Source organism: Jatrophihabitans sp. (assembly GCF_035474675.1).
GTDB lineage: Bacteria > Actinomycetota > Actinomycetes > Mycobacteriales > Jatrophihabitantaceae > Jatrophihabitans_A.
The window spans coordinates 47,013-68,589 of the sequence record NZ_DATINC010000047.1 but is presented as its reverse complement, the minus strand read 5'-3'; the positions used below and the strand labels follow the sequence as shown (position 1 = coordinate 68,589).

General features: G+C 70.8%; 22 protein-coding genes. 14 read left to right on the top strand and 8 right to left on the bottom strand.

Going from position 1 to position 21,577, the window contains the following annotated elements:
- Window positions 1–80 precede the first annotated feature (80 nt).
- Window positions 81–1,985, top strand: a complete 1,905-nt coding sequence (locus VLJ82_RS04885) for a KedN5 family methylcobalamin-dependent radical SAM C-methyltransferase (RefSeq protein ID WP_408662199.1) — start codon at window positions 81–83, stop codon at window positions 1,983–1,985.
- Between the two features lie 65 nt (window positions 1,986–2,050).
- Here VLJ82_RS04885 and VLJ82_RS04880 read toward each other — a convergent pair whose 3' ends face one another.
- The 3 genes from VLJ82_RS04880 to VLJ82_RS04870 are packed head-to-tail and all read right to left on the bottom strand — an operon-like array spanning window position 2,051 to window position 4,340.
- The gene (locus VLJ82_RS04880; protein ID WP_408662198.1) at window positions 2,051–2,266 is read right to left on the bottom strand and encodes an exodeoxyribonuclease VII small subunit; all 216 of its coding nucleotides are present in this window, start codon (window positions 2,264–2,266) and stop codon (window positions 2,051–2,053) included.
- Between the two features lie 26 nt (window positions 2,267–2,292).
- Entirely contained in the window at window positions 2,293–3,492 is a 1,200-nt protein-coding gene (gene xseA, locus VLJ82_RS04875; protein ID WP_408662197.1) for an exodeoxyribonuclease VII large subunit, read from the bottom strand.
- Window positions 3,489–4,340, bottom strand: a complete 852-nt coding sequence (locus VLJ82_RS04870; RefSeq protein WP_408662196.1) for a hypothetical protein — start codon at window positions 4,338–4,340, stop codon at window positions 3,489–3,491. Before VLJ82_RS04870 ends, xseA begins: the two co-directional genes overlap by 4 nt.
- A 162-nt stretch (window positions 4,341–4,502) precedes the next feature.
- Here VLJ82_RS04870 and VLJ82_RS04865 point away from each other — a divergent pair, with 162 nt between their 5' ends.
- Window positions 4,503–5,486, top strand: a complete 984-nt coding sequence (locus VLJ82_RS04865; protein WP_408662195.1) for a 4-hydroxy-3-methylbut-2-enyl diphosphate reductase — start codon at window positions 4,503–4,505, stop codon at window positions 5,484–5,486.
- A gap of 98 nt (window positions 5,487–5,584) precedes the next feature.
- On the opposite strand, the gene VLJ82_RS04860 is transcribed toward VLJ82_RS04865, so the two are convergent.
- Window positions 5,585–6,076, bottom strand: coding sequence for a DUF6542 domain-containing protein (locus VLJ82_RS04860; protein ID WP_408662194.1), 492 nt, complete (start codon window positions 6,074–6,076; stop codon window positions 5,585–5,587).
- 33 nt (window positions 6,077–6,109) lie between these two features.
- Window positions 6,110–7,246 (bottom strand): DNA recombination protein RmuC, encoded by a 1,137-nt coding sequence (locus tag VLJ82_RS04855; RefSeq protein WP_408662193.1) that lies wholly within the window; start codon window positions 7,244–7,246, stop codon window positions 6,110–6,112.
- A 109-nt stretch (window positions 7,247–7,355) separates the two neighbouring features.
- On the opposite strand from VLJ82_RS04855, the gene ychF reads away from it, so the two are divergent.
- A complete protein-coding gene (gene ychF, locus VLJ82_RS04850; protein ID WP_408662192.1) occupies window positions 7,356–8,462 on the top strand; it encodes a redox-regulated ATPase YchF in 1,107 nt (368 codons plus the stop codon).
- 7 nt (window positions 8,463–8,469) lie between these two features.
- Here ychF and VLJ82_RS04845 read toward each other — a convergent pair whose 3' ends face one another.
- Window positions 8,470–8,691: a hypothetical protein gene (locus tag VLJ82_RS04845; protein WP_408662191.1), complete on the bottom strand. Its 222-nt coding sequence runs from the start codon at window positions 8,689–8,691 to the stop codon at window positions 8,470–8,472.
- Between the two features lie 316 nt (window positions 8,692–9,007).
- Between VLJ82_RS04845 and VLJ82_RS04840 the strand changes: the two genes are divergently transcribed.
- The 9 genes from VLJ82_RS04840 to VLJ82_RS04800 all read left to right on the top strand — a co-directional run bounded on the left by VLJ82_RS04840 (window position 9,008) and on the right by VLJ82_RS04800 (window position 15,066).
- Entirely contained in the window at window positions 9,008–9,238 is a 231-nt protein-coding gene (locus VLJ82_RS04840; protein WP_408662190.1) for a hypothetical protein, read from the top strand.
- Window positions 9,239–9,506: 268 nt separating this feature from the next.
- Window positions 9,507–10,325: an alpha/beta fold hydrolase gene (locus VLJ82_RS04835; protein WP_408662189.1), complete on the top strand. Its 819-nt coding sequence runs from the start codon at window positions 9,507–9,509 to the stop codon at window positions 10,323–10,325.
- A 61-nt stretch (window positions 10,326–10,386) separates the two neighbouring features.
- Window positions 10,387–11,148: an SGNH/GDSL hydrolase family protein gene (locus VLJ82_RS04830; protein WP_408662188.1), complete on the top strand. Its 762-nt coding sequence runs from the start codon at window positions 10,387–10,389 to the stop codon at window positions 11,146–11,148.
- Between the two features lie 130 nt (window positions 11,149–11,278).
- On the top strand, window positions 11,279–12,157 hold the full coding sequence (gene ygiD, locus VLJ82_RS04825) for a 4,5-DOPA dioxygenase extradiol (protein WP_408662187.1): 879 nt from the start codon (window positions 11,279–11,281) through the stop codon (window positions 12,155–12,157).
- Between the two features lie 114 nt (window positions 12,158–12,271).
- Complete coding sequence (locus VLJ82_RS04820; RefSeq protein ID WP_408662186.1) at window positions 12,272–12,511, top strand: type II toxin-antitoxin system Phd/YefM family antitoxin; 240 nt, start codon at window positions 12,272–12,274, stop codon at window positions 12,509–12,511.
- Entirely contained in the window at window positions 12,511–12,924 is a 414-nt protein-coding gene (locus VLJ82_RS04815) for a type II toxin-antitoxin system VapC family toxin (protein WP_408662185.1), read from the top strand. The genes VLJ82_RS04820 and VLJ82_RS04815 overlap by 1 nt, the downstream gene beginning before the upstream one ends.
- Window positions 12,925–13,000: 76 nt before the next feature.
- Entirely contained in the window at window positions 13,001–13,900 is a 900-nt protein-coding gene (locus tag VLJ82_RS04810) for an MSMEG_6728 family protein (protein WP_408662184.1), read from the top strand.
- 301 nt (window positions 13,901–14,201) lie between these two features.
- Complete coding sequence (locus tag VLJ82_RS04805; protein ID WP_408662229.1) at window positions 14,202–14,552, top strand: histone-like nucleoid-structuring protein Lsr2; 351 nt, start codon at window positions 14,202–14,204, stop codon at window positions 14,550–14,552.
- Between the two features lie 157 nt (window positions 14,553–14,709).
- Window positions 14,710–15,066, top strand: coding sequence for a YciI family protein (locus VLJ82_RS04800; protein ID WP_408662183.1), 357 nt, complete (start codon window positions 14,710–14,712; stop codon window positions 15,064–15,066).
- Between the two features lie 21 nt (window positions 15,067–15,087).
- Here VLJ82_RS04800 and VLJ82_RS04795 read toward each other — a convergent pair whose 3' ends face one another.
- Window positions 15,088–15,567, bottom strand: coding sequence for a hypothetical protein (locus VLJ82_RS04795; protein ID WP_408662182.1), 480 nt, complete (start codon window positions 15,565–15,567; stop codon window positions 15,088–15,090).
- A gap of 218 nt (window positions 15,568–15,785) precedes the next feature.
- On the opposite strand from VLJ82_RS04795, the gene VLJ82_RS04790 reads away from it, so the two are divergent.
- The gene (locus VLJ82_RS04790) at window positions 15,786–17,261 is read left to right on the top strand and encodes an MFS transporter (protein ID WP_408662181.1); all 1,476 of its coding nucleotides are present in this window, start codon (window positions 15,786–15,788) and stop codon (window positions 17,259–17,261) included.
- Window positions 17,262–17,265: 4 nt separating this feature from the next.
- Here the strand turns inward: VLJ82_RS04790 and VLJ82_RS04785 are convergent, their stop codons facing one another.
- On the bottom strand, window positions 17,266–18,165 hold the full coding sequence (locus VLJ82_RS04785) for a GNAT family N-acetyltransferase (protein ID WP_408662180.1): 900 nt from the start codon (window positions 18,163–18,165) through the stop codon (window positions 17,266–17,268).
- A gap of 138 nt (window positions 18,166–18,303) precedes the next feature.
- Between VLJ82_RS04785 and VLJ82_RS04780 the strand changes: the two genes are divergently transcribed.
- On the top strand, window positions 18,304–21,549 hold the full coding sequence (locus VLJ82_RS04780; RefSeq protein ID WP_408662179.1) for a S41 family peptidase: 3,246 nt from the start codon (window positions 18,304–18,306) through the stop codon (window positions 21,547–21,549).
- Window positions 21,550–21,577 lie beyond the last annotated feature (28 nt).

Below are 21,577 nucleotides of genomic sequence, written 5' to 3'. Positions count from 1 at the left end.
TAGGGTGACGCCACCCCCGTTGTGACGGCGGTCACCTGCTTTGGCCGTCCTTCCGCTCACGCTGAAGCAGGAGATCACCCATGCGCCGTAAGCGTATTGCTCTCGTTCAACAAGGCGTGTGGGCAATGCCCCTGGAATCGATGCCGCTGGCAATCGGGTATATGAAAGCCGCTGTCGACGCCGATGAAATACTGCGCGACGAATTCGAGACCAGGATTGTCAATTTCCGGGGTGCCACCACTGTCGGCACCGCCATCGCCGCAATCTTCGGCGAGGCCGTTCCAGATGTGCTGGCAATCTCGGTGTTCGGCTGGAACTTCCGCGAGGCCCTGGTGCTGTCGGAGACGTTCAAGCAGCTCAACCCCGCCGGCCTGGTGGTGCTCGGCGGAACCCATGTCGCCAACCAGGGCGAACGAATTTTCCGGTTGTGTCCCGAAGTGGACGTCGTCGTCAACGGCGAGGGGGAGCTGGCGCTGCCCGAACTGCTGCGCGCCTGGGTGGCTGGTGAGTTCCCGCAGCCACGCGGGCCGGAGATCGCCGGCATCTCCTACCGGGCACCGGACGGCACCGCGGTGACTACAAAGAACCGGCCGGGAATCGCCGATCTTTCTCTGATCGTGTCACCCTTCCTGTCCGGCGCCATCGAGATGACCGACCCGGCGGGCCGGTTCCGCTACGACGTGGCGATCATGGAAACCAATCGCGGTTGCCCGTACCACTGTGCCTTCTGTTACTGGGGTGGCGCGATCGGCCAGAAATTCCGCAACTTCCCGCGCGAACGGCTGCTCGCCGAATTGGAGATATTCGCGCACTACAAGGTGCACAGCGTCATCCTGTGCGATTCGAACTTCGGTATGCAGGCCGCCGACGAACAATTCCTAGAAGACGTGATCAAGCTCCGGGAGCGGACCGGATATCCGCGCTCGATCGAATCGTCCTGGACCAAGAACAAGTCCCAGACCTTCTACCGCATCGTGCAGAAGATGAAGGCCGCCGGCCTGCACACCTCGTTCACCATCGCCCTGCAGACCCTCGACGATACCGCGCTGCGCGGCATGAACCGGCGCAACATGAAGCTCAACGACTGGCAGGCGCTGGCCCGGTGGCTGGCCGCGGAGGGCCTGGACACCTATGCCGAGATCCTCTGGGGCGCGCCGGGGGAGACCACCGAGTCCTTCCTGCGCGGCTACGACGAGCTGTCGCTGCACGTGCCGCGGATCGCGGCCTACCCGCTGATGCTGCTGCCCAACACCGAGTACTCCGACCGGCGCGCGCAGTTCGGCCTGGTCACCACCCGGGGCCAGTCGGACGACTTCGAGTACGTGCTGGCCTCCAACACCATGACCTTCGCCGAGAACCTCGCCATGCAGGGCTTCCTGCTGTGGGCCCGGGCCTGCGCGGAGAACTCCTTCTTCCGCTACATCTGGCGCCCGCTGCGCAGCTACGCCGGGCTCACCCAGTCCCAGGTGCTGTTCTCCCTGGCCGGCTGGTTCGACCGCTGCACCGACCCGGCGGCGCGGGCGCTGACCTCGCCGACCACCATCCTGGAGCCCGCCGCGGTGAACGCCGCGGTCCGCGCGCTGCTACTGGACCCGCGGGTGCGCGAGCTGCTGGTGCAGTGGTGGGCCGAGGAGATCCGTCCCCAGGTGCCGGCCGCCCGCCAGGCGCTGCTGGACGAGGTCTTCCGGTTCGACATGACGACGCTGCCGCTGATCGCCGGCCAGCTGGACCCGGCCGAGCTGACCGAGGAGGACGGGATGCTGCTGCACCGGCGCAGCGAGCCGTTCGACCTCGACGTCCCGGCGTTGGTGGCGGCGCTGCGGGCCGACCCGGCCGGCGAGCTGCCGGCGCCGGCGCCGACCATGTTCGAGCTGTGCTGGCGGCTGGGCCTGGAGGCCTACGTCGACAACCACGAGGAGGCCCTGCAGTACATGGGCCAGATCGTGCGTACCGACCAGCTGGAGGACCTGCCGGCCGCAGGCTGAGACCGTCCCGGCGGGGTTCGTCCGGGCTGGTCGAGACTTTCCTGGCCGCGTTCGGCCAGCCGGTTTCAGCCGCGCTCGTCGCTGGTCGCGATGGCCGCGTCCAGCCGGGCGCGGGCGCCGTCGAGCCAGCGCTGGCAGATGCCGGCCAGCTCCTCGCCGCGCTGCCACAGCGACAGCGACTCCTCCAGCGGCTGGCCGCCGCTCTCCAGCGCCTGCACGATCTCGCGCAGCTCGGCGCGGGCGGCCTCGTAGCTGATCTCCGGTTCGGGGTGTGCGCTCATCGCAGGCAAGGTTAGCCCGCTGAAAGTCAGTGGCTGACCTGCACTCCGAACTCCCCGTCGGCCACCCGCACCTGCAGCAGCTCGCCGGCCTGCGCCTGGCCGGTGCTGCGCACCAGCTCGCCGGCGGAGTTCCACAGCACCGCGTAGCCACGGTTGAGCACCGCCTGCGGCGACAGGCTCACCACCCGGGCCAGCAGCTGCGCGGTGTCGGCCTCGGCCAGTTGCAGCCGGCCGGCCAGGATGGCCCGGTTGCGCTGCACGGCCCGCTCGCACTCCTCGGCGCCCAGCGCGATCAGCCGGCCCACCCCGCGCCGCAGCCGCTGCGGCAGCCCCGCCATCAGCTGGTCCTCGGTGTCGAGCCGGCGGTGCACGCTGGCCCGCAGCCGGGCCCGGGCATCGGCCAGCTGGTCGAGCTCGGCGGCGAGGTCCGGCACGATCCGCTTGGCGGCGTCGGTGGGGGTGGAGACCGCCAGGTCCGCGACCAGGTCCAGCAACGGCTGGTCGGTCTCGTGGCCGATGGCGCTGACCACCGGCGTGCGCAGCTCGGCGACCGCGCGCAGCAGCCCCTCGTTGGAGAACGGCAGCAGGTCCTCCACGCTGCCGCCGCCGCGGGCGATCACGATCACCTCGACGTCCGGCCGGGCATCCAGGCGGCGCAGCGCGGCGATGATCTCCGACACCGCGGTGCTGCCCTGGGTGGCGGTGTTCTCGATCGCGAACACCGCACCGGGCAACCGCCGCAGGGTGTTCTCGACCACGTCCCGTTCGGCGGCGCTGGCCCGGCCGGTGACCAGGCCGATGGCGCGGGGCAGGAAGGGCAGCGGGCGCTTGCGGGCGGCCGCGAACAGGCCCTCGGCGGCCAGCAGCTGCTTCAACCGCTCGATGCGGGCCAGCAGCTCACCCAGTCCCACCTGCCGGATCTCGGTCGCGCGCAGGCTGAGGGTGCCCCGCTCGGCGTAGAAGTCCGGGCGGGCCCGCAGCACCACCCGGGTGCCCTCGGCGAGCGGTTCCACCAGCACCGAACGGTGGCAGGTGACCTGGATGGAGATGTTGGCGTCGACGTCGCGCAGCGTCAGGAAGTAGGTGGCCACGCCGGGCCGGCGGACGAACTGGGCGACCTGGCCCTCCACCCACACCTCGCCGAGCCGGCCGATCCAGTCCGCGAGGGCCTGGCTGATCCGCCGTAACGGCAGCGGAGCTTCCGGGCTGGACTCCAGCTTGCTCACTCGTCGGCGGGGTTGGCTTCGTGTGCGTGCAGGATCTCTGCGGCCATGGTGGACGGGGTCGGCGCTCCGGACGGGTCGGCCTTGCTGGCTGCCACCTCGAGCGGCTCGGCCTTGCGGGGGGCCCGCTTGGCCTTGGCCGGGCCGGTCTTGGCCGGGCTGGCCTTGGTTCCAGCCGCCTTGGCGGGTGCCTTGGCCGGTGCAGCCTTGGCGGCCTTCTTCGCGGCCTTCGCGGGCGCCTTGGCCGGGGCTGCCGGCAGGTCGGGGTGGGACACCGCGTCGGCCAGCGACGCAGCGGGCGGGGCCGGCTCGACGCCGCTCGGCGGCGGCGCGGTCCCGTCGTCGGCACCGGCTGCGCCAGCACCGGCGGTATCAGCACCAGCTGCGCCAGCACCGGCTGCGCCAGTACCGGCTGCGGCGGTGCCGGTCGTATCGAGGTCGGGAGTGGCGGTGCTGGCATCCGACTGGGTGCCGCCCACTCCGACGGCGTCCCAGCGGTCCTGGCCGTCGTCGGAGTTGCTCTCGGCGAAGCCGGTGCCGTCGTAGTCGATCCGGTCGAAGGCCGCCTTGCCGGCCTGCGGGTCGGCAGTGGCGGGCGACTCGTCGAAGGTCGCCCAGCTCGGCGGCTCCGCGGAGCTGCCGCGCAGCTGGCTGAGCACCTCGTCGCCGCGGGCGCTGAGGGTGGCCAGGTGCTGCTGCAGTCGCAACGACGCCTGCATGGCCGTCGAGACCGCGCGCAGCGGGACCGTGCTGACCATCTGCGGCAGCGTCTCAGGAAGTTTGCGTGCCTCGTCCACGGCGGTGGCGGCCAGGCCGAGGGCTGCTCTGATCGGAGTCGGGATGTTCGGCATGCCTCCAGCCTGCACCACGGCTTGACGGTGCGCGAGAGCGGGCCGTCCGCGGTGCCCGGTTGCCGGTAGCGGACGGGCCGGTGGGCCGGGCTACCGGACGAACCGCTCAGGCCGCCGGGTGAACGGCTCATGGTCCCCGCGCCGGTACGTAAGATTGGGCACATGCCCGAAGCTGCAACCCCGCCCGCCCCCGCCAAGCGGGTCCTGCTCGCCATCCCCCGTGGCTACTGCGCGGGGGTGGATCGGGCCGTCCAGACGGTGGAACGGGCGCTGGAGCACTACGGTGCGCCGGTCTACGTCCGCAAGCAGATCGTGCACAACCTGTACGTGGTGCGCTCGCTGGAGGCGCGCGGGGCGATCTTCGTCGACGAGACCGACGAGGTTCCCGAGGGTGCGATCGTGGTGTTCTCGGCGCACGGGGTGGCGCCCGAGGTGCACACCGAGGCGGCCGGCCGCGGCCTGCGGACCATCGACGCGACCTGCCCGCTGGTGACCAAGGTCCACCAGGAGGCCCGCCGGTTCGCCGCCGAGGACTACGACATCGTGCTGATCGGCCACGAGGGCCATGAAGAGGTGGTCGGCACCACCGGCGAGGCGCCCGAGCACATCAAGCTGGTGGACGGCCCGGCCGACGTCGCCGAGGTCGAGGTGCGCGACCCGGAGCGGGTGGTGTGGCTGTCCCAGACCACGCTCTCGGTGGACGAGACGATGGAGACCGTCGCCGCGCTGCAGCAGCGGTTCCCGTTGCTGCAGTCCCCGCCCAGCGACGACATCTGCTACGCCACCCAGAACCGGCAGGCCGCGGTCAAGGCCATCGCGCCGCAGGCGGAGCTGTTCCTGGTGGTCGGCTCGGCGAACTCCTCCAACTCGGTGCGGATGGTCGAGGTGGCCCGGGCCGCCGGCGCCCGGCAGGCCCACCTGATCGACAGCGCCGCCGACATCCGGCCGGAATGGCTGGCCGGGGTGACCACGGTGGGGCTCTCGTCCGGTGCCTCGGTCCCCGAGGTGCTGGTGCGTGAGGTGGCGGACTGGCTGGCCGCCCGCGGCTGGAGCGACCTGCAGGAGGTCACCCACACCGAGGAGCGGCTGACGTTCGCGCTGCCCCAGGAACTGCGCCGGGACCTGAAGCTGGCCGCCAAGCGCTGAGCCTGCGGTTTGCCGGTACACCGGCAGCGTTCCAGGGTCAGGGCCAGCCGGGCCCCGCCGGTCGATCCCGTCAGGCCGCTTCGTCGGTCAGCTGAGAGTCAGCGCCGCGCCATCAGCCGGATGCCGGCGACCACCAGCACCACCGCCGTGGCGCCCGCGATGGCCGGAAAGCCGTAGACGATCCAGTTGGTCGCCGCGTCGATCAGCTTGCCCCGGTTGTGCAGGCCGCCGCTGCGTACGTAGAGCAGCCCGGCCGAGGCGGCGAAGTACACCAGCGGCGGTGCGATCACCACGCTGAACATCTCGCTGCGCCGCACCGCCAGGATGGCCACCAGCGACGCGAGCACCAGGCTGTAGTTGAACACGCCCCGGATCGCGGAGCCGCTCACCGAGTCGATCAGGCCGCCGATCCCGGCGATGGCCACCAGCAGCAGCACCGCCAACCAGCCGGGCAGGCCGGGTTCGCGCCGGCTGCGTTGCTCCAGCCGGGTGCGCCGGGGAACCTCACCCGGCGCGGGAGAGCGGTAGGCCGGCTCGCCGTACGGACGCTGGCCGGCGACGCGGGAGTACGTCTCTGGCTGGTCCGGCACGGACGTCGCTCCGTTCGCAGGGTGCACGGAGGCCTACGGTACTCGGCTCATCAGTTCTTCCGCCGTGAGCGTGCGGGTGGCCGCCAGGATCTGTTCGGTCTCGGCAAGCTCGCCGTCGACGGCCGGGTCGACGACCGACAGCTCGGCCAGCCGCCGGGCGCTGACCAGCACCCGGCCCTCCAGGGTTCCCACCGTGTTGTTGAAGCTGCCCACCGCCGCGTTGAGCGAGCGGCCCAGCTTGTCTAGGTGCGCGCCCATGCCGGCCAGCCGCTGGTAGAGCTCGCGGCCGAGCTGGTTGACCTCGGCGGTGTTGCGGGCCAGTGACTGCTGGCGCCAGGTGTAGCCGACGGTCCGCAGCAGGGCCACCAGCGTGGTCGGGGTGGCCAGGATGACGTTGCGGGCGAAGGCGTGCTCCAGCAGGCCCGGGTCCTCCCGCAGCGCGGCGTCCAGGAACGCCTCCGCCGGGACGAAGCACACCACGAACTCCGGCGTCGGGCTGAACCGGTTCCAGTACGCCTTGGCGCCCAGGTCGTCGACGTGCCGGCGCAGCTGGCGGGCATGGGCCTTCAGCCGGGCGGCCCGGGTGAACTCGTCGCGTGCCTCCATGGCCTCCAGATAACCGGCGAAGGCCACCTTCGAGTCGACGACGATGCGCTTGCCGTCCACCAGGTTGACCACCAGGTCCGGTCGCAACGCGCCGTCGTTGGCCGGCGTGCCGGGGGAGGTCGGCTGCACCAGGTAGTCGACGTGCTCGACCAGCCCGGCGATCTCGACGGCGCGCTCCAGCTGCAGCTCACCCCACCGGCCGCGCACCTGCGGCGCCCGCAGCGCGGTCACCAGTTGCGCGGTCTCGGTGCGCAGGCCGTCGGCGGACAGCCGCATCGCCGACAGGTGCTCGTCCAGCGCCGAGGTGGCCGACAGCCGGTCGCGTTCGGCGCTGTGCAGCTGGGCCTGCACCTGGTGCAGGGTGTCGCGGATCGGGCCGACCAGCGTCTCGATCGCGTGCTGGCGCTCGGCGAGGTCACCGGCGGCGGCGCCCCGGGCCGCGTCCAGCCGGGCTTCGGAGAGCTCGGACAGGGCCCGGCGGGCGCGGCCCCACCAGAAACCGGCGGCTAGGCCGGCGACCGACCCGAGCAGCAGGCCGAGCAACAGGAATACCAGTGCGGTCATGTGTCCATGCTGACCGCTGCCTCTGACAGTTTCGCCGAAGGCGCGCGCACCGGTTCGCCGAACGCTGGCCGGTCAGCGGCGTCCGGGCCACGCCGTAGACTGCAGGCCTGTGGCCCTCACTATCGGCATTGTCGGACTTCCCAACGTCGGCAAGTCGACCCTGTTCAACGCCCTGACCCGCAACAGCGTGCTCGCCGCGAACTACCCGTTCGCCACCATCGAGCCCAACGTCGGGGTGGTGGGGGTGCCCGACGACCGGCTGCAGGTGCTGTCCGGCATCTTCGGTTCCGCCCGGATCGTGCCGGCCACGGTGAGCTTCGTCGACATCGCCGGCATCGTCCGCGGGGCGTCCGAGGGCGCCGGGCTCGGCAACAAGTTCCTCGCCAACATCCGCGAGGCCGACGCGATCTGCCAGGTGATCCGGGCCTTCACCGATCCCGACGTGGTGCACGTGGACGGCAAGGTGTCGCCGGCCGACGACATCGAGACCATCAACACCGAGCTGATCCTGGCCGACCTGCAGACCATCGACAAGGCGTTGCCGCGGCTGGAGAAGGAGGCCCGGATCGCCAAGGACAAGCAGCCGGTGCTGGCGGCCGTCAAGCAGGCCCGGGAGGTGCTCGACTCCGGCCGCACGGTGTTCGCCGCGGGCCATGCCGGCCTGGACCTGGAGCCGCTGCGCGAGCTGCACCTGATGACCGCCAAGCCGTTCCTGTACGTGTTCAACGTCGACCCGGGCGAGCTTGCCAACGCCGACTTCCTGGCGTCACTGCGCGAGCTGGTGGCGCCGGCCGAGGCGGTCTTCCTCGACGCCAAGACCGAGGCCGAGCTGGTCGAGCTGGAACCGGACGAGGCGCTGGAGCTGCTGCAGTCGATGGGGGTGGCCGAGTCCGGGCTGAACCAGCTGGCCAGGATCGGCTTCGCCACCCTCGGGCTGCAGACCTACCTCACCGCCGGGCCCAAGGAGGCGCGGGCCTGGACGATCCCACAGGGCGCCACCGCGCCGCAGGCTGCCGGAGTCATTCACACCGACTTCGAAAGGGGATTCATCAAGGCCGAGGTGGTCTCCTTCGACGAGCTGGTGGCCGCCGGGTCGATGGCCGAGGCCAAGGCGCGCGGCAAGGTGCGCATCGAGGGCAAGGACTACGTGATGGCCGACGGCGACGTGGTGGAGTTCCGCTTCGGAAAGGCGTCAGGCGGCAAAGCCGTTCAGTGACGCGCGTTTAGAGGTGCTGCCTCAACCAGTCAGGCAGGGTCGGGTCGTCGACTCCCCAGGCTTGTTGAAGCGTCTCGTCCTGCTGCCAGGTGCTCTCTTTGCCATCGAAGAACTTCTGCCGGTGACACTTGTACTTGACCACGGTGTCGCCTTCGCGCCTGTACTCGTTCCAGTAGTAGTTCTGCTTTCCGTAGCCGTCCCACTCTTGAGTTGTGTAGATCGTCGTCATGGGCCGTGAGCGTAGCCGAGAGGGGCAGGCCTTCACGCGCATTCGCGAACGCACAGCCCGCTGCGGCCGCTCGGTGTCAGGCCGCGTAGAGGTGGAGTTCCGCTTCAACGTTTAGTTCGGGAGGGGGCCAAATGAGCGGCGACCGCTCGGAGGACGTGCGAGTTGAATGGCCCGCAGGGCTTAGAGTTGGACTGATCGCTGGCCCCATGGAAGCGCAGTGCTCCGCGGACGATGAGAATTGGGTGACGACAACTAGTCGAGACGTCGGAGTGCTGCTTTGAATAACTCCTGGGCAGCTGAAGTGGGAGGGTGAGTCGTGACCATCGAGTACCGGCACAGCACCGACTACACGTTGTTCACCACCTCCAGCCAAAGTGGCAGCAACCATACTGCCGACCTGGATGCGCATATGAAGAAGTGGTCTGAGGCTGGGTGGACGCTTCATTCGATCTCGTCGGCTAATGGCGGCGACGTGTACATGGGTTTCTGCATCCAATACGTGATGGTGTGGCAACGCGAGGTGGGAGTCAATCGCGGCAATGCCTGACGGCGACGTGGTGGAGTTCCGCTTCAATGTGTAGCGGGCTTGGCTTCACCGGGCTTGCAGGCCGAGCAGTGATGGTCGGATGCTCGGCACGGCATGCGTCATACGTCCGGCATCGGCTCTGCCCTAGGCCCGTTCGAACCGGGCCAGGGTGGGTTACTCGCGGTCGTCGTCGCCGAACTCAGGCATCCGGCGAGTGTGAAATGGCTTGCGGCACAGCAGCCCGGTTGGGTTGAGTGGGCGTCCGACCCTTGGAAATGACAGGAGCTGGATGACGCTTCGTTCGACCTCTGGCATCGCCTACGACCGTGCCGGTCCGACCGGCCGGACGCCCGTCGTGCTGGTCCATGCCGGGATCGCCGATCGGCGGATGTGGGATCCGCAGTGGCCGGCGCTGGCGACCGACCGCGACGTGCTGCGACTGGACCTGCGCGGGTTCGGCGAGTCCGTCCGACGTCCGGCCGGGTCGCTGTCGCCCGTCGACGACCTGCTCGACACCCTCGACTCCGCCGGCATCGACCGGTGCCACCTGGTCGGTGCCTCGTTCGGGGCCGGAGTCGTGGTCGAGGCGGCCCTGGTTCGCCCCGGACTGGCGCGGAGCCTGTTCCTGAGCGCCCCCGGCGGTTCGCTGATCGCCGAGGCGACGCCGCAGCTGAGGGAGTTCTTCGCCGCCGAGCGCACCGCGTTGGCCGCCGATGACCTCCAGGCCGCGGTCGAGGCAAACCTGCGCTGGTGGGTGGACGGACCGCATCGGGCGCCCGGGACGGTGCCCGCGGCCGTCCGCGAGAAGGTGGCGGCCATGCAGCGGCTGGCGTTCGAACTCACCGCCAGCTGGGACGAGGTGCCGGAGGCCGAGCTGGACCCGCCGGCGCTGGAACGGCTCGGTGAGATAGGCATCCCCACCCTGGTGCTGGTCGGGGCGCAGGACATCGACGCCATCGCAGACACCGCGGCGCGGGTCAGCGCGGGAGTTCCGCGGGCCCGGCAGGTGGAGTGGCCGGACGTGGCGCACCTGCCGTCGCTGGAGCGTCCGGAGGACTTCCTGACGCTGCTGCGCCAGTGGCTGGCCGAGGCCGAAGCCGCCGGCTGAAACGCACGTCGCGCCCCGGCCGCGATCCGCTCGCACCGGCTCGGTTAACGTCTGGATTCCTATGCGATACGTGGCGATCGGGGACAGCTTCACCGAGGGCGTCGGCGACGAGCTGCCGGACGGCACGGTGCGCGGCTGGGCCGACCTGGTCGCCGAGGGCTTAGCCGGCAGCGGTGAGCCAGCCGGCACCGGAGGTCCGGTGCACTACGCCAACCTGGCGGTCCGGGGCCGGCTGTTGGACTCGATCGTCAGCGAGCAGGTGCCGGCCGCGCTCGGGCTCACCCCGGCGCCCACCCTGGTCACCTTCAACGGCGGCGGCAACGACGTGATGCGGCCGGGCGTGGAGCTGCAGCAGCTGCTCGACCTCACCGAGCTGGCCGTCCGGCAGGTAGCCGACGCCGGGGTGCGGCTGGTGCTGCTGGCCGGCGCCGATCCGTCTGAGCGGCTGCCGTTCGGCCGCACCATCCACCGCCGGGCTGCCGCGCTGACCGACGGAGTGGCCGAGCTGGCCGCCCGGTACCAGCTGACTTTCGTCAACGCGTTCGCAGACGCCGAGCTGCGCCGGCCGCAGTACTGGTCGGCCGACCGGCTGCACCTCGGACCAGCAGGGCACCGGCGGGTGGCCGGCCTGGTACTGGCCGCGCTCGGCCATCCGGGCGCCGCACACCAGGTCGAGGCCGCCGCGCCGACCGGGCGGCGGCTGCCGGCCGAGCTGCGGTACTACCGCGAGCACGTACTGCCCTGGCTGCACCGGCGGGTGCGGGGCCGGTCGTCCGGCGACGGCCGTACCGGCAAGTACCCGACCTGGATTGCGATCGAGTAGCCGGGAGTGCCCGGCAGGTCGCGGTCCTAGTACGTGCATCCCGAGGCTGACGCCGTTGCGGTGGACCGGTGGAGTTTCCGCTTCAATGGGTGCCAGCCGCGAGCGGCGGCGGGGACAGCGAGGAGCGGCCATGCCCGAGGAGATCCCGACCACCGAGCAGCTGATGCCAGCCGCGTTCTTCGGCCACGGCAGCCCGATGAACGCCCTGGAGAGCAACCGCTACACCGCGTCCTGGCAGGCGTTCGGCCGGTCGGTGCCCCGGCCGCGGTGCATCCTGGTGATCAGCGCCCACTGGTACGTCAACGCCACCGCGGTGACCGCCATGCCGCGGCCGCGCACCATCCACGACTTCTACGGCTTTCCGCGCGCGCTGTTTGAGGTCGACTACCCGGCACCCGGCCTGCCCGAGCTGGCCGGGGAGATCAGCGAGATCGTCAAGCCCACCTGGGTGGGTGCGGACGCCGACAGCTGGGGCATCGACCACGGCACCTGGTCGGTGCTGGTGCATGCCTTCCCGGACGCCTCGATCCCGGTGGTGCAACTGAGCATCAACGCCGACCGGCCCTTCGACTACCACCTGGAACTCGGCGCGAAGCTGGCCCCGCTGCGCGCCCGCGGAGTGCTGGTCGTCGGAAGCGGAAACGTCGTGCACAACCTGCGCGGGCTGAACTGGGCCATGGTGGACGGCGGGTTCGAATGGGCCCAGCGGTTCGACAGCGATGCACAGGAGCGGATGCTCACCGACCCGACCGGGTTCGCCGCGCTGGACGCCCACCCGGACTACCGCACCGCGGTGCCCACCCCGGACCACTTCCTGCCGGCGCTGTACTTCGCCGGCCTCGCCGGTGCGGCGCCGGCGGACCGGCCCGAGGTCCTGATCGGCGGCTACGCCTACGGCTCGCTGTCGATGACCGCCTACACCTTGGGGATGGCCTGCCCCTCGACCGGCGAGGGCGCCGGGTCGCCGGCGGTCGGCACCCAGGCTCCGCCGGAGTCGTCCAACCTCTGAGCGGTAGAGGAGTCAGGCGCCCCGGACGACTTGTAGGTTCTGCCCCGGCGGATTGCTCGTACCAGCTGCTACCGTAAGATGTAGTTACATGTACTACTTTACGAAGGGGTGGCCATGGCGATCGTTACCGCAGCCGAGTTCAACCAGCGACCCAGCCACGTCAAGCGCGTAGCCCAGGAAGAGCCGGTGATCATCACCGAGCACAGCCGCCCCTCCTTCGTTCTTCTGACCTACGCCGAGTATCAACGGCTCCTCCGCATGCCCGGCGACCTTGCGCAGTGGCTGGAGATGGACGAAGAGATCGAGTTCGAGATCGAGCCGGTGGGCCTGGATATTCGACCCGCGAATATCTGATGTTCCTGCTGGATACCAACGTCATCAGCGAGCTCCGCAAGCGGCACGGCAACCGCGGAGTGAAGCAGTGGGTGGCCGGTCAGAGTGTGGCTGATCTCGCCATCAGTGTCGTGACCGTCATCGAAATCGAGATCGGAATCCTGCGGAAAGAACGGACCGACCCGGACCAGGCCCGCATCCTGACCCAGTGGTTCGAGCAGAACGTGCTCACCGGCTTCGCCGACCGCATCCTTCCCCTTGATCTTGCCGCGGCTCGCCGGGTTGCCTCGCTGCACGTACCCGATCAGGCACCGCAACATGACGCTCTTATCTCGGGTATCGCACTTGCTCGCGGCCTGACCGTCGTCACCCGCAACATCCGCGATTTCGAACGTGCCGGAGTCGAGTGCCTCAACCCCTGGTCGGATAGCTGATATCGACAGCTGCGCCGGTCGAGGCCCTGGCGGATCGCGACGAGTAGGCCGTCGATAGTCAGGCACCCTGGAAGGCATGCAGACGTTCCTGCCCTACCCCGACTTCCTGGCGACGGCCCACGTGCTCGACCGCAAGCGGCTGGGCAAGCAACGAGTGGAAGTCCTGCAGATCCTGCGGGCGCTGGAACTGCCCGACTACGGCTGGCAGAACCACCCGGCGGTCCGGATGTGGCAGGGCTACACGCCGGCCCTGGTGCGCTACGGGCTGGACTGCGTCCGGGCCTGGACCGCGCGCGGGCACGGTGACTCGACGGCCGGCCAGATCGCGGAGTTCGCGCCCTGGGTTATCGAGCTCAGCCAGGCGGACCTGGAACGGGAGTCGCTGCTGCCGGGCTGGCTGGGCGACGAGCGGCTGCACCGCTCGCACCGCAGCCAGCTGATAGCCAAGGATCCGGAGTTCTACCGGCCGCTCTTTCCGGAAAGCCCCGAAGGACTCGACTACTTCTGGCCCGAGCCGGCCCCGCCGGTCGATACCGCGGAGCCCGGCCCGCCCGGCTTTCTCTGGGTGCTGCGGCCGGAGACCGAGCAGGCACTGGGCCGGTCGGTGCTGACCGGGGTGGCCGGGTTCGGGCCGGCCACCGGCGTGCCGGTGGATGCCTCGGTGGGGGAGCTCGCCGCGCTGCGCGCCCTGCAGGGCAATCCCGGACGGCGTCCCAGCCGCGCGGTGCGGGCGCTGGCCGACTTCGTCCTGGCAGTGCGACCCGGGGACGAGATCGGCGTGCTGGTCTCGGACGGCCGCTCCCTGCTGGTCGGGCGGGTAACCGGTCCTTATGCTTTCACCCCGCGTGACACCGCCGGTTTGCTGCACCGCCGCAGTGTCACCTGGGAGCGGATTGTTACCCGCTCGTCCCTGCCGCGGCCGGCCGCATTGCAAGATGTCCGGCCACTTTTCTCAGTCACCTGGAACGCGAAGTAGTCGTGGTAACCGCGCCGCCGTTGTGCTGCAGTTCCGGCCGGCGAACAATAGCCGTCCGGCACCTGTTGTATACGTTTCGACAGCGGTTATCGACGGCGCTGCCGATATCAACTCACCGGCTTGTCCGATGTGAGTTTACCGTGCCATGGACAGGTGATCCGCGCCACCACTTGCCTTCGGACCAGTATGCTGCACTAGACGAAGTATCCTAACCCGATGGTGCTGGAGAGGGTTTATCACCCATATAGTTCCATAACCATTAAAGAAAGTTCTCGAAGGAAATTTGACTGCGGACTTGATCATGCTGGACGATGCGTCCATGGCAAAAACAGTGGTTACCACCGACGACATCGACGGCTCTCCCAACGCAGAGACCGTGACCTTCTCCTTTGAAGGGCGGAACTTCGAGATTGATTTGAGCAAGAAGAGCCGCAGCGCGCTGGAAAAGGCGTTGAAGCCCTACATCGACGCCGCCCGTCCGGTCGGCACCAGCCGGGGCTCCCGCAGCGGGAGCGGCCGGAGCCGCAGCCGCCGGTCGAGTTCGGTGGACCTCGCCGCGGTGCGGGCCTGGGCCGCCGAGAACGGGATCACGGTCTCCGACCGCGGCCGGATCAGTGCCAGCGTGCTGGAGCAGTACCAGGCCGCCCAGTAGTCCCACCCGCGCAGCGGCAGATCCATGCCGCGCGACCCGACGAACACCGGCAGCCGGCCGGAAATTTTCCGCCGGCTGTCGATTCGGCTTCGGTGCGTTCGTTGTCCGGGTGAAGATCGGCAGGGAGCCGGTCGCGGAGTTCACCCAGGAGAGTGCCATGAAGCAGTACCTGTTGTCGGTGTACATGGTCGACGGTGCCGAGCAGCCCTCGCCGGAGGAGCTGCAGCAGGCCTACGCCGACGTCGACCAGCTCAACTCCCGGATGCAGGCCGAGGGCGCCTGGGTCTTCGGCGGCGGCCTGCACCCGGCCGACACCGCCACCGTGCTGGCGGTGCGGGACGGCGACCTGGTGACCACCGACGGCCCGTTCGCCGAGACCAAGGAGCACCTCGGCGGGTTCTGGGTGATCCGGGCCGCCGACCTCGACGCCGCGCTGGCCTGGGCCGCCGACGCGACCAGGGCCTGCCGGGCGCCGGTCGAGGTGCGGCCGTTCCAGGACGAGCCGGACGCCTGAGTTCCGATCGCGGGCGGGCGGTCAGTCCTCCTGGGCCGCCGCCCGCAGCACCTCGACGTCCCGGGCGGCCTGCTGACCGGCCCACACCATCGCACCGACCACCGCGCCGGCGATCAGGCCCCACATCGCTCCCATGGTGCAGTTCTCGCCGACCGGTTCGCCGGCGCGCATCAGCGCCACCAGCCCGCCCGAGATCAGGCCCCACACGCCGAAGCCGGCAGCCCAGCCGCCCACCTCGCGAACCGCCGTGACGGTCCGGACCAGGGTGGCCGGCACGAACCCGTTGGCCAGGCCCACCCGCGGGCCGATGTCGAAGGGCGGCGCCTTCCAGAACCAGGCTCCGACGACGAGGAAGGCGGCCAGCACCACCAGCTGACGCGGCGGCAGGTGCCCGGTCAGGGTCGCCAGCGCGACGAGCACCCCGACGATCAGCCGGACGGCCGAGATCTGGGGCGTACGCGGCTGCTGGTCGTCGATCGCGGCCAGTTCTGTCTCGTCCACTGTCCGTTGCCCCTTTGCCAGCGCTGCCTGCATGCTACTGGGCGGCCGTGCCGGCGGGCCGGGTCCGGAATTTTCCAGCCGGTGTCCGGCGTTACCGCGGCGGGCCGCCGGACGATGATCGTCCGGCGCAGGATCGGAGAAAACGCCGATCCGGTAACCGCTAGGCTGAGGCGCATAGGCGGAGCTGGTGCTCCGCCTTTTGTATGGGAGTTCCACTGATGTCACCGAATGTGCGCCGGGCGCGCTACCAACTCACCTTCCTGGTCCTGGCCGTCGGCGTCGGTACCTTCTCGCTGTTGCAGTCATTGGTCTCGCCGGTGCTGGCGCTGCTGCAGCACAGCCTGCACACCACCCAGAGCACGGTGACCTGGGTGCTGACCGCCTACCTGCTGTCGGCGTCGGTGTGCACCCCGATCCTGGGGCGGATCGGCGACATGATCGGCAAGAAGAAGGTGCTGGTCGCGGTGCTGGCGACCCTGGCGCTCGGCTCGATCCTGGCGGCGCTGGCCAGCTCCATCGCGGTGATGATCGTCGCCCGGGTCATCCAGGGTGTCGGCGGCGGCCTGATCCCGCTGGCCTTCGGCATCATCCGCGACGAGTTCCCCCGCGACAAGGTGGCCGGCGCCGTCGGGGCGATCGCGGCGTTGCTGGCCGTCGGCGGCGGCCTGGGCCTGGTGCTGGCCGGCCCGATCGTCGACCTGCTCGACTACCACTGGCTGTTCTGGATTCCCGGCGCGGCGATGGCCGTGGCGACGGTGGCCACCCATTTCGTGGTGCCCGAGTCGCCGGTCCGCACTCCGGGCCGGATCAGCTGGCTGGCGGCCGGGCTGCTGTCGGCCTGGCTGGTCGCGCTGCTGCTGGCCGTCAGCCAGGCGCCGAGCTGGGGCTGGGCGTCGGGCTGGGTGATCGGGTTGCTGGCGGTTTCGGTGCTGCTGGCCGCGGCCTGGATGGCGGTGGAACTGCGGTCCCGGCAGCCGTTGATCGACATGCGGATGATGCGGATTCCCGCGGTCTGGGCGACCAACCTGGTCGGGTTCCTCTTCGGCGTCGGGATGTACTCGATCTTCGCCTTCCTGCCCGAGTTCCTGCAGGCGCCGTCGGAGGCCGGCTACGGCTTCGCCGCCAGCATCACCTCCTCGGGCCTGATCCTGCTGCCGATGTCGGTGTCGATGTTCGCCTTCGGGGTGTTCTCCGGCCGGCTGGCGAGGTGGTTCAGCACCAAGGCGGTACTGGTGTTCGGCTCGGCGTTGAGCGTGCTGCCGCTGCTGATCCTGGCCTTCGCCCATGCCCACATCTGGGAGATCACCGTGGCCACCTTCCTGCTGGGTGCCGGCTTCGGGCTGGCCTTCTCGGCGATGTCGAACATCATCGTCGACTCGGTGCCCAGCAGCCAGACCGGCGTGGCCAGCGGCATGAACGCCAACATCCGCACCATCGGCGGGTCGGTCGGCGCGGCGGTGATGGCAAGCGTCGTCACCTCGGAGGTGCTGCCCGACGGCCTGCCGACCGAGTCCAGCTACACGGCCGGGTTCGCGATGCTGGCCGGAGCGCTGCTGCTGGCGGCGCTGGCCGGGCTGCTCATCCCGTCGCTGCGGGCCGTGCGGGACGACCACCAGCAGGAGCAGGCCGCGATGTCGCACCCGGAGCTGGCGATCGTGGCCGGCGGCACCCTGGTCGGCAACGACCCGGAATAGCTGCCTACCGCACCTCCACCAGCAGCAGCTCATCGGTCGTCGCGACCGGCAGTCCGGCCACCACGGGCGCCAGGTGCGGATCGTCGACATGCCCGTCCAGCTCGACCGTCCGGTAGCCGCGATCGGCCAGCACGGTCAGCGATCGCGCCAGCGCCGCGCTCAGCAGGACCGCGCCGCCGCTCTCGTCCCGGCGCTGCGTCTCGGCCACCAGCGAGACCGAGCCGTCCGGCTCGGGAAAGGCGAACACCGCCGCGGCGACCCGGCCGTTCCGCCATCCGCAACTGCTGGCGGCCAGGTCGGCATCGGCCACCGTCGCCGACGAGATCCGGGCCAACCAGGGCCGGGACGTCACCGGTGACCACCGCTCGTGCACCCAGCGGTACTGCTCCTCGAACAGGGCCGCGATCTGGTCCCGGTCCAGCTCGCCCATCGACGTCGAGGGGTCGGTCGATGCCGAGGCATCGCGGCACCAGGCGGTCAGCCCGGGTGCCGCCAGGTCGAGCCGGGGGCACAGGCAGCGCTGGTAGGGGCGGGCTCCCATCGCCTGTCCGAACAGCCGGGCGGCGGCGTCGGACTCGTGGATCTTGCCGGCCAGCGGCAGCGGCTCGGGTCGCAGCTCGCGCAGCGCCCGGACGAGCGCCGTTGCCACCCCGCGGCGGCGCCAGCCGGTGGCCACCTCGACGGCACCGGCATACCGGCCCGCGTGCACCGGATTGCGCACCACCGTCCCGGCACCCAGCACCTGGTCCCGGTGGCAGGCCACCAGCGTCCGGCGCCACCGCTCGCCCTCGCGTGCGGGGCCGTGCAGCGCATGTCCCTGAGCGGCCCACAGCGGGTCGCCGTCCGGATCGAGCAGCGCGGCGACCGCGGCCGCGTCGTGCTGCTGCCAGGGCCGAAGCTCCATGTCCTGGCACCTGCTCCCCGCCGAAGCCACCCGTCGCGCGCAGCCAGACCCTACTTCGGAGATACCCGGTTTCGCTGCGGGCGTAGCGGGGGTGGCCGTCCTGGCATCTTGTCAGGACCCGTCACTAGGGTCGGCTTCATGACAGCTGCCCCGGGTTACCTGCGGTTTCCGCACCTGCGCGCCGACCTGCTCACCTTCGTCGCCGAGAACGACGTCTGGCTGGCCGGCGCGGACGGCGGCCCGGCCCGGCGGCTGACCGCGGACGCCGTTGCGGTGGCGCGGCCGCGGCTGTCCCCGGACGGCACCCTGCTGGCCTGGACGTCGCGGCGGCGCGGCGAGCCGGAGGTCTTCGTGATGCCGGTCGCCGGCGGCCCGCCGCGCCAGCTGACCTTCTTCGGGGTCACCAGCACCAACGTGCTCGGCTTCGCCCCGGACGGCCGGCTGCTGGTCATGTCGTCGGGCTCGCAGGCGTTTCGCAGCTGGTGGTGGGCCTATGCCATCGACGTGACCGAGGGCGCCGACCCGACCCCGCGCAGGCTGCCCTACGGGCCGGTGACCGCGCTGGCGGTGGGCGAGCCGTCGGTGGTGGTCAGCACCGGCTACCTGCGCGACCCGGCGCACTGGAAGCGATACCGCGGTGGCACCGCCAACCGGCTGTGGCTCGACGCCAGCGGCGGCGGCGAGTTCACCGAACTGCTGGCCGAGCTGCCCGGCCCGAAGACCTCGCCGGTCTGGACCGGTGGCCGGCTGGCGTTCCTGGCCGACGCCGAAGGCCACGGCAACGTCTACTCGGTGGCCGCCGACGGGTCGGACCTGCGCCGGCACACCGACCACGGCACCTTCTACGCCCGGCAGCTGGCCGGGGACGGCAGCAGGCTGGTCTACCAGCACGCCGGCCAGATCTGGCGGCTGGACTCGTTGGAGCCCGATTCCCAACCCCGCCGGCTCGACATCGAGCTCGGCAGCAGCCGGTCGCTGCGCGCCAGCACGCCGCTCAAGGCCGCCGACCACCTCGGCGCGCTGGCCGTCGACTCCACCGGCCGGGCGAGCGCGATCGAGATCCGCGGCAACATCGTCTGGCTGACCCACCGCAACGGGCCGGCCCGGGTGGTCGCCTCCCGGCCCGGCGTCCGGCACCGGTTGCCGGCGGTGCTGGCCGACGCCGGCCCGGACGGGCAGTACTCGGTCGCCTACGTCACCGACGCCGAGGGCGAGGACGCCGTCGAGATCGCCGACGGCAGCGGCACCCGCCGGTACGGCACCGGCCGGCTCGGGCGGGTGCTGGAGCTGGTGGCCAGCCCCGACGGCACCCGGCTGGCCGCGGCCACCCACGACGGCCGGCTGCTGACCATCGCCACCGCCGACGGCACCGTCACCGAGCTGGAGGCCAACCCCAATGGCGACCCGAGGAACCTGGCGTTCTCCCCGGACTCGGCGTGGCTGGCCTACTCCGCGGCCGAGCCGACCGGCGGCGAGCTGCGCAGCATCCGGCTGGCCGAGCTCGCCGGCGGCCGGATCACGGCCGTCACCTCGCACCGGTTCCTCGACACCGCCCCGGTCTTCACCGGCGACGGCAAGTACCTGGCGTTCCTGTCGGCCCGCACCTTCGACCCGGTCTATGACGCCCATGTCTTCGACCTGGTGTTCCCGCTGGCAGTCCGGCCGTACCTGGTCACCCTGGCCGCCGACACCCCGTCCCCGTTCGACCCCGAGCTGCAGGGCCGGGGCGACCAGCCCCCCGGCGCGGCGCCGAAACCCGAGGACGGTGCCGCCGAGGACGCGGTGCCGCCGGTCCGGGTCGACCTCGAGGGCCTGGCCGATCGGGTGGAGCCCTTTCCGGTGCCGGCCGGCCGGCTGGCCGACCTGCGCCCGGCCCGCGGCGGGCTGGTCTGGACCGACAGCCCGGTTGCCGGGGAACTCGGCGAGTCCCGCAACCCCGACGACGACATCCGCCCCTCGCTGCAGCGCTGGGACTTCGGCAAGCGCAAGCAGCTGGAGCTGGCCGCCCGGATCGACGACTTCGCCGTATCCGGCAACGGCGCGAAGCTGGTGGTGCGCGACGGCAAGGCGCTCAGCCTGGTGCCGGCCGACCGCAAGCCCGCCGAGGACTCCGACGACGCCGTGCCGATCGACCTCGACCGGATCCGGCTGACGATCGACCCGCCGGCCGAGTGGCGGCAGATGGTGGACGAGACCGGCCGGCTGATGCGCGACCACTACTGGATCGCCGACATGGCCGGCATCGACTGGGACGCCCAGGTCGCCAAGTACCGGCCGCTGGTCGACCAGCTCGGCAGCCGGGACGACCTGTCCGACCTGCTGTGGGAGATCAACGGCGAGACCGGCTCCTCGCACGCCTACGAGACCCCGCCGGCCACCGAGCCGGACGCCGCACTGGCACCGGCCTTCCTCGGCGCCGATCTGGAGCGCACCGAGCAGGGCCAGTGGCAGATCAGCAGGATCATCGCCGGCGACAACTCCTCCCGACAGGCTCGCTCACCGCTGCAGGCGCCCGGCGTGGGGGCCCGGCCCGGTGACCTGATCCTGGCGGTGAACGGCCGGCCGGTCGGACCGGCGGGCCCCGCGGAGCTGCTGCGCGGCACCGCGAACAAGCCGGTCGAGCTGCGGCTGTCCCGGGCGGGCGTCGAACGGTCGGTGGTGGTGCGGCCGCTGGCCAAGGACACCGAGCTGCGCTACCTGGACTGGGTGGCCAGCCGGCGGGCCGCGGTGCACCGGGCCAGCGACGGCCGGATCGGCTACGTGCACGTGCCGGACATGGTGCCCACCGGCTGGGCCGCCTTCCACCGTGACCTGCGGATCGAGATCGCCAGGGACGCGCTGCTGGTCGACACCCGGGACAACAACGGCGGCCACACCTCCCAGCTGATCATCGAGAAGCTGGCGCGGCGGGTGCTGGGCTGGTCCACCGCGCGGCACTACCCCGTCACCTCCTACCCGTCCAGCGCGCCGCGCGGGCCGCTGGCGTCCCTGGCCAACGAGTGGGCGGGTTCGGACGGCGACATCGTCAACACCGCCTTCCAGGCGATGAAGCTGGGCCCGGTGATCGGCACCCGGACCTGGGGCGGGGTGATCGGCATCGACGGCCGGTACAAGCTGGTCGACGGCACCGACGTCACCCAGCCGCGGTACTCCTACTGGTTCGAGAACTACGGCTGGGGAGTGGAGAACCACGGCGTGGATCCCGACATCGTGGTGGAGCTGCCACCGCACGCCTGGGGGCAGGGATCGGACCCGCAGCTGCAGGCCGGCATCGACTACCTGCTCGGCGAGCTGGACCGCCGCCCGGCGCCACCCCGGCCGGACCTGTCCCAGCGGCCGTCCCGCCGGGCGCCGGAGCTGCCACCCCGCGGCCGGCTGAGCTGACGCGGCGGCAGGACCGGCACCTCGAAGA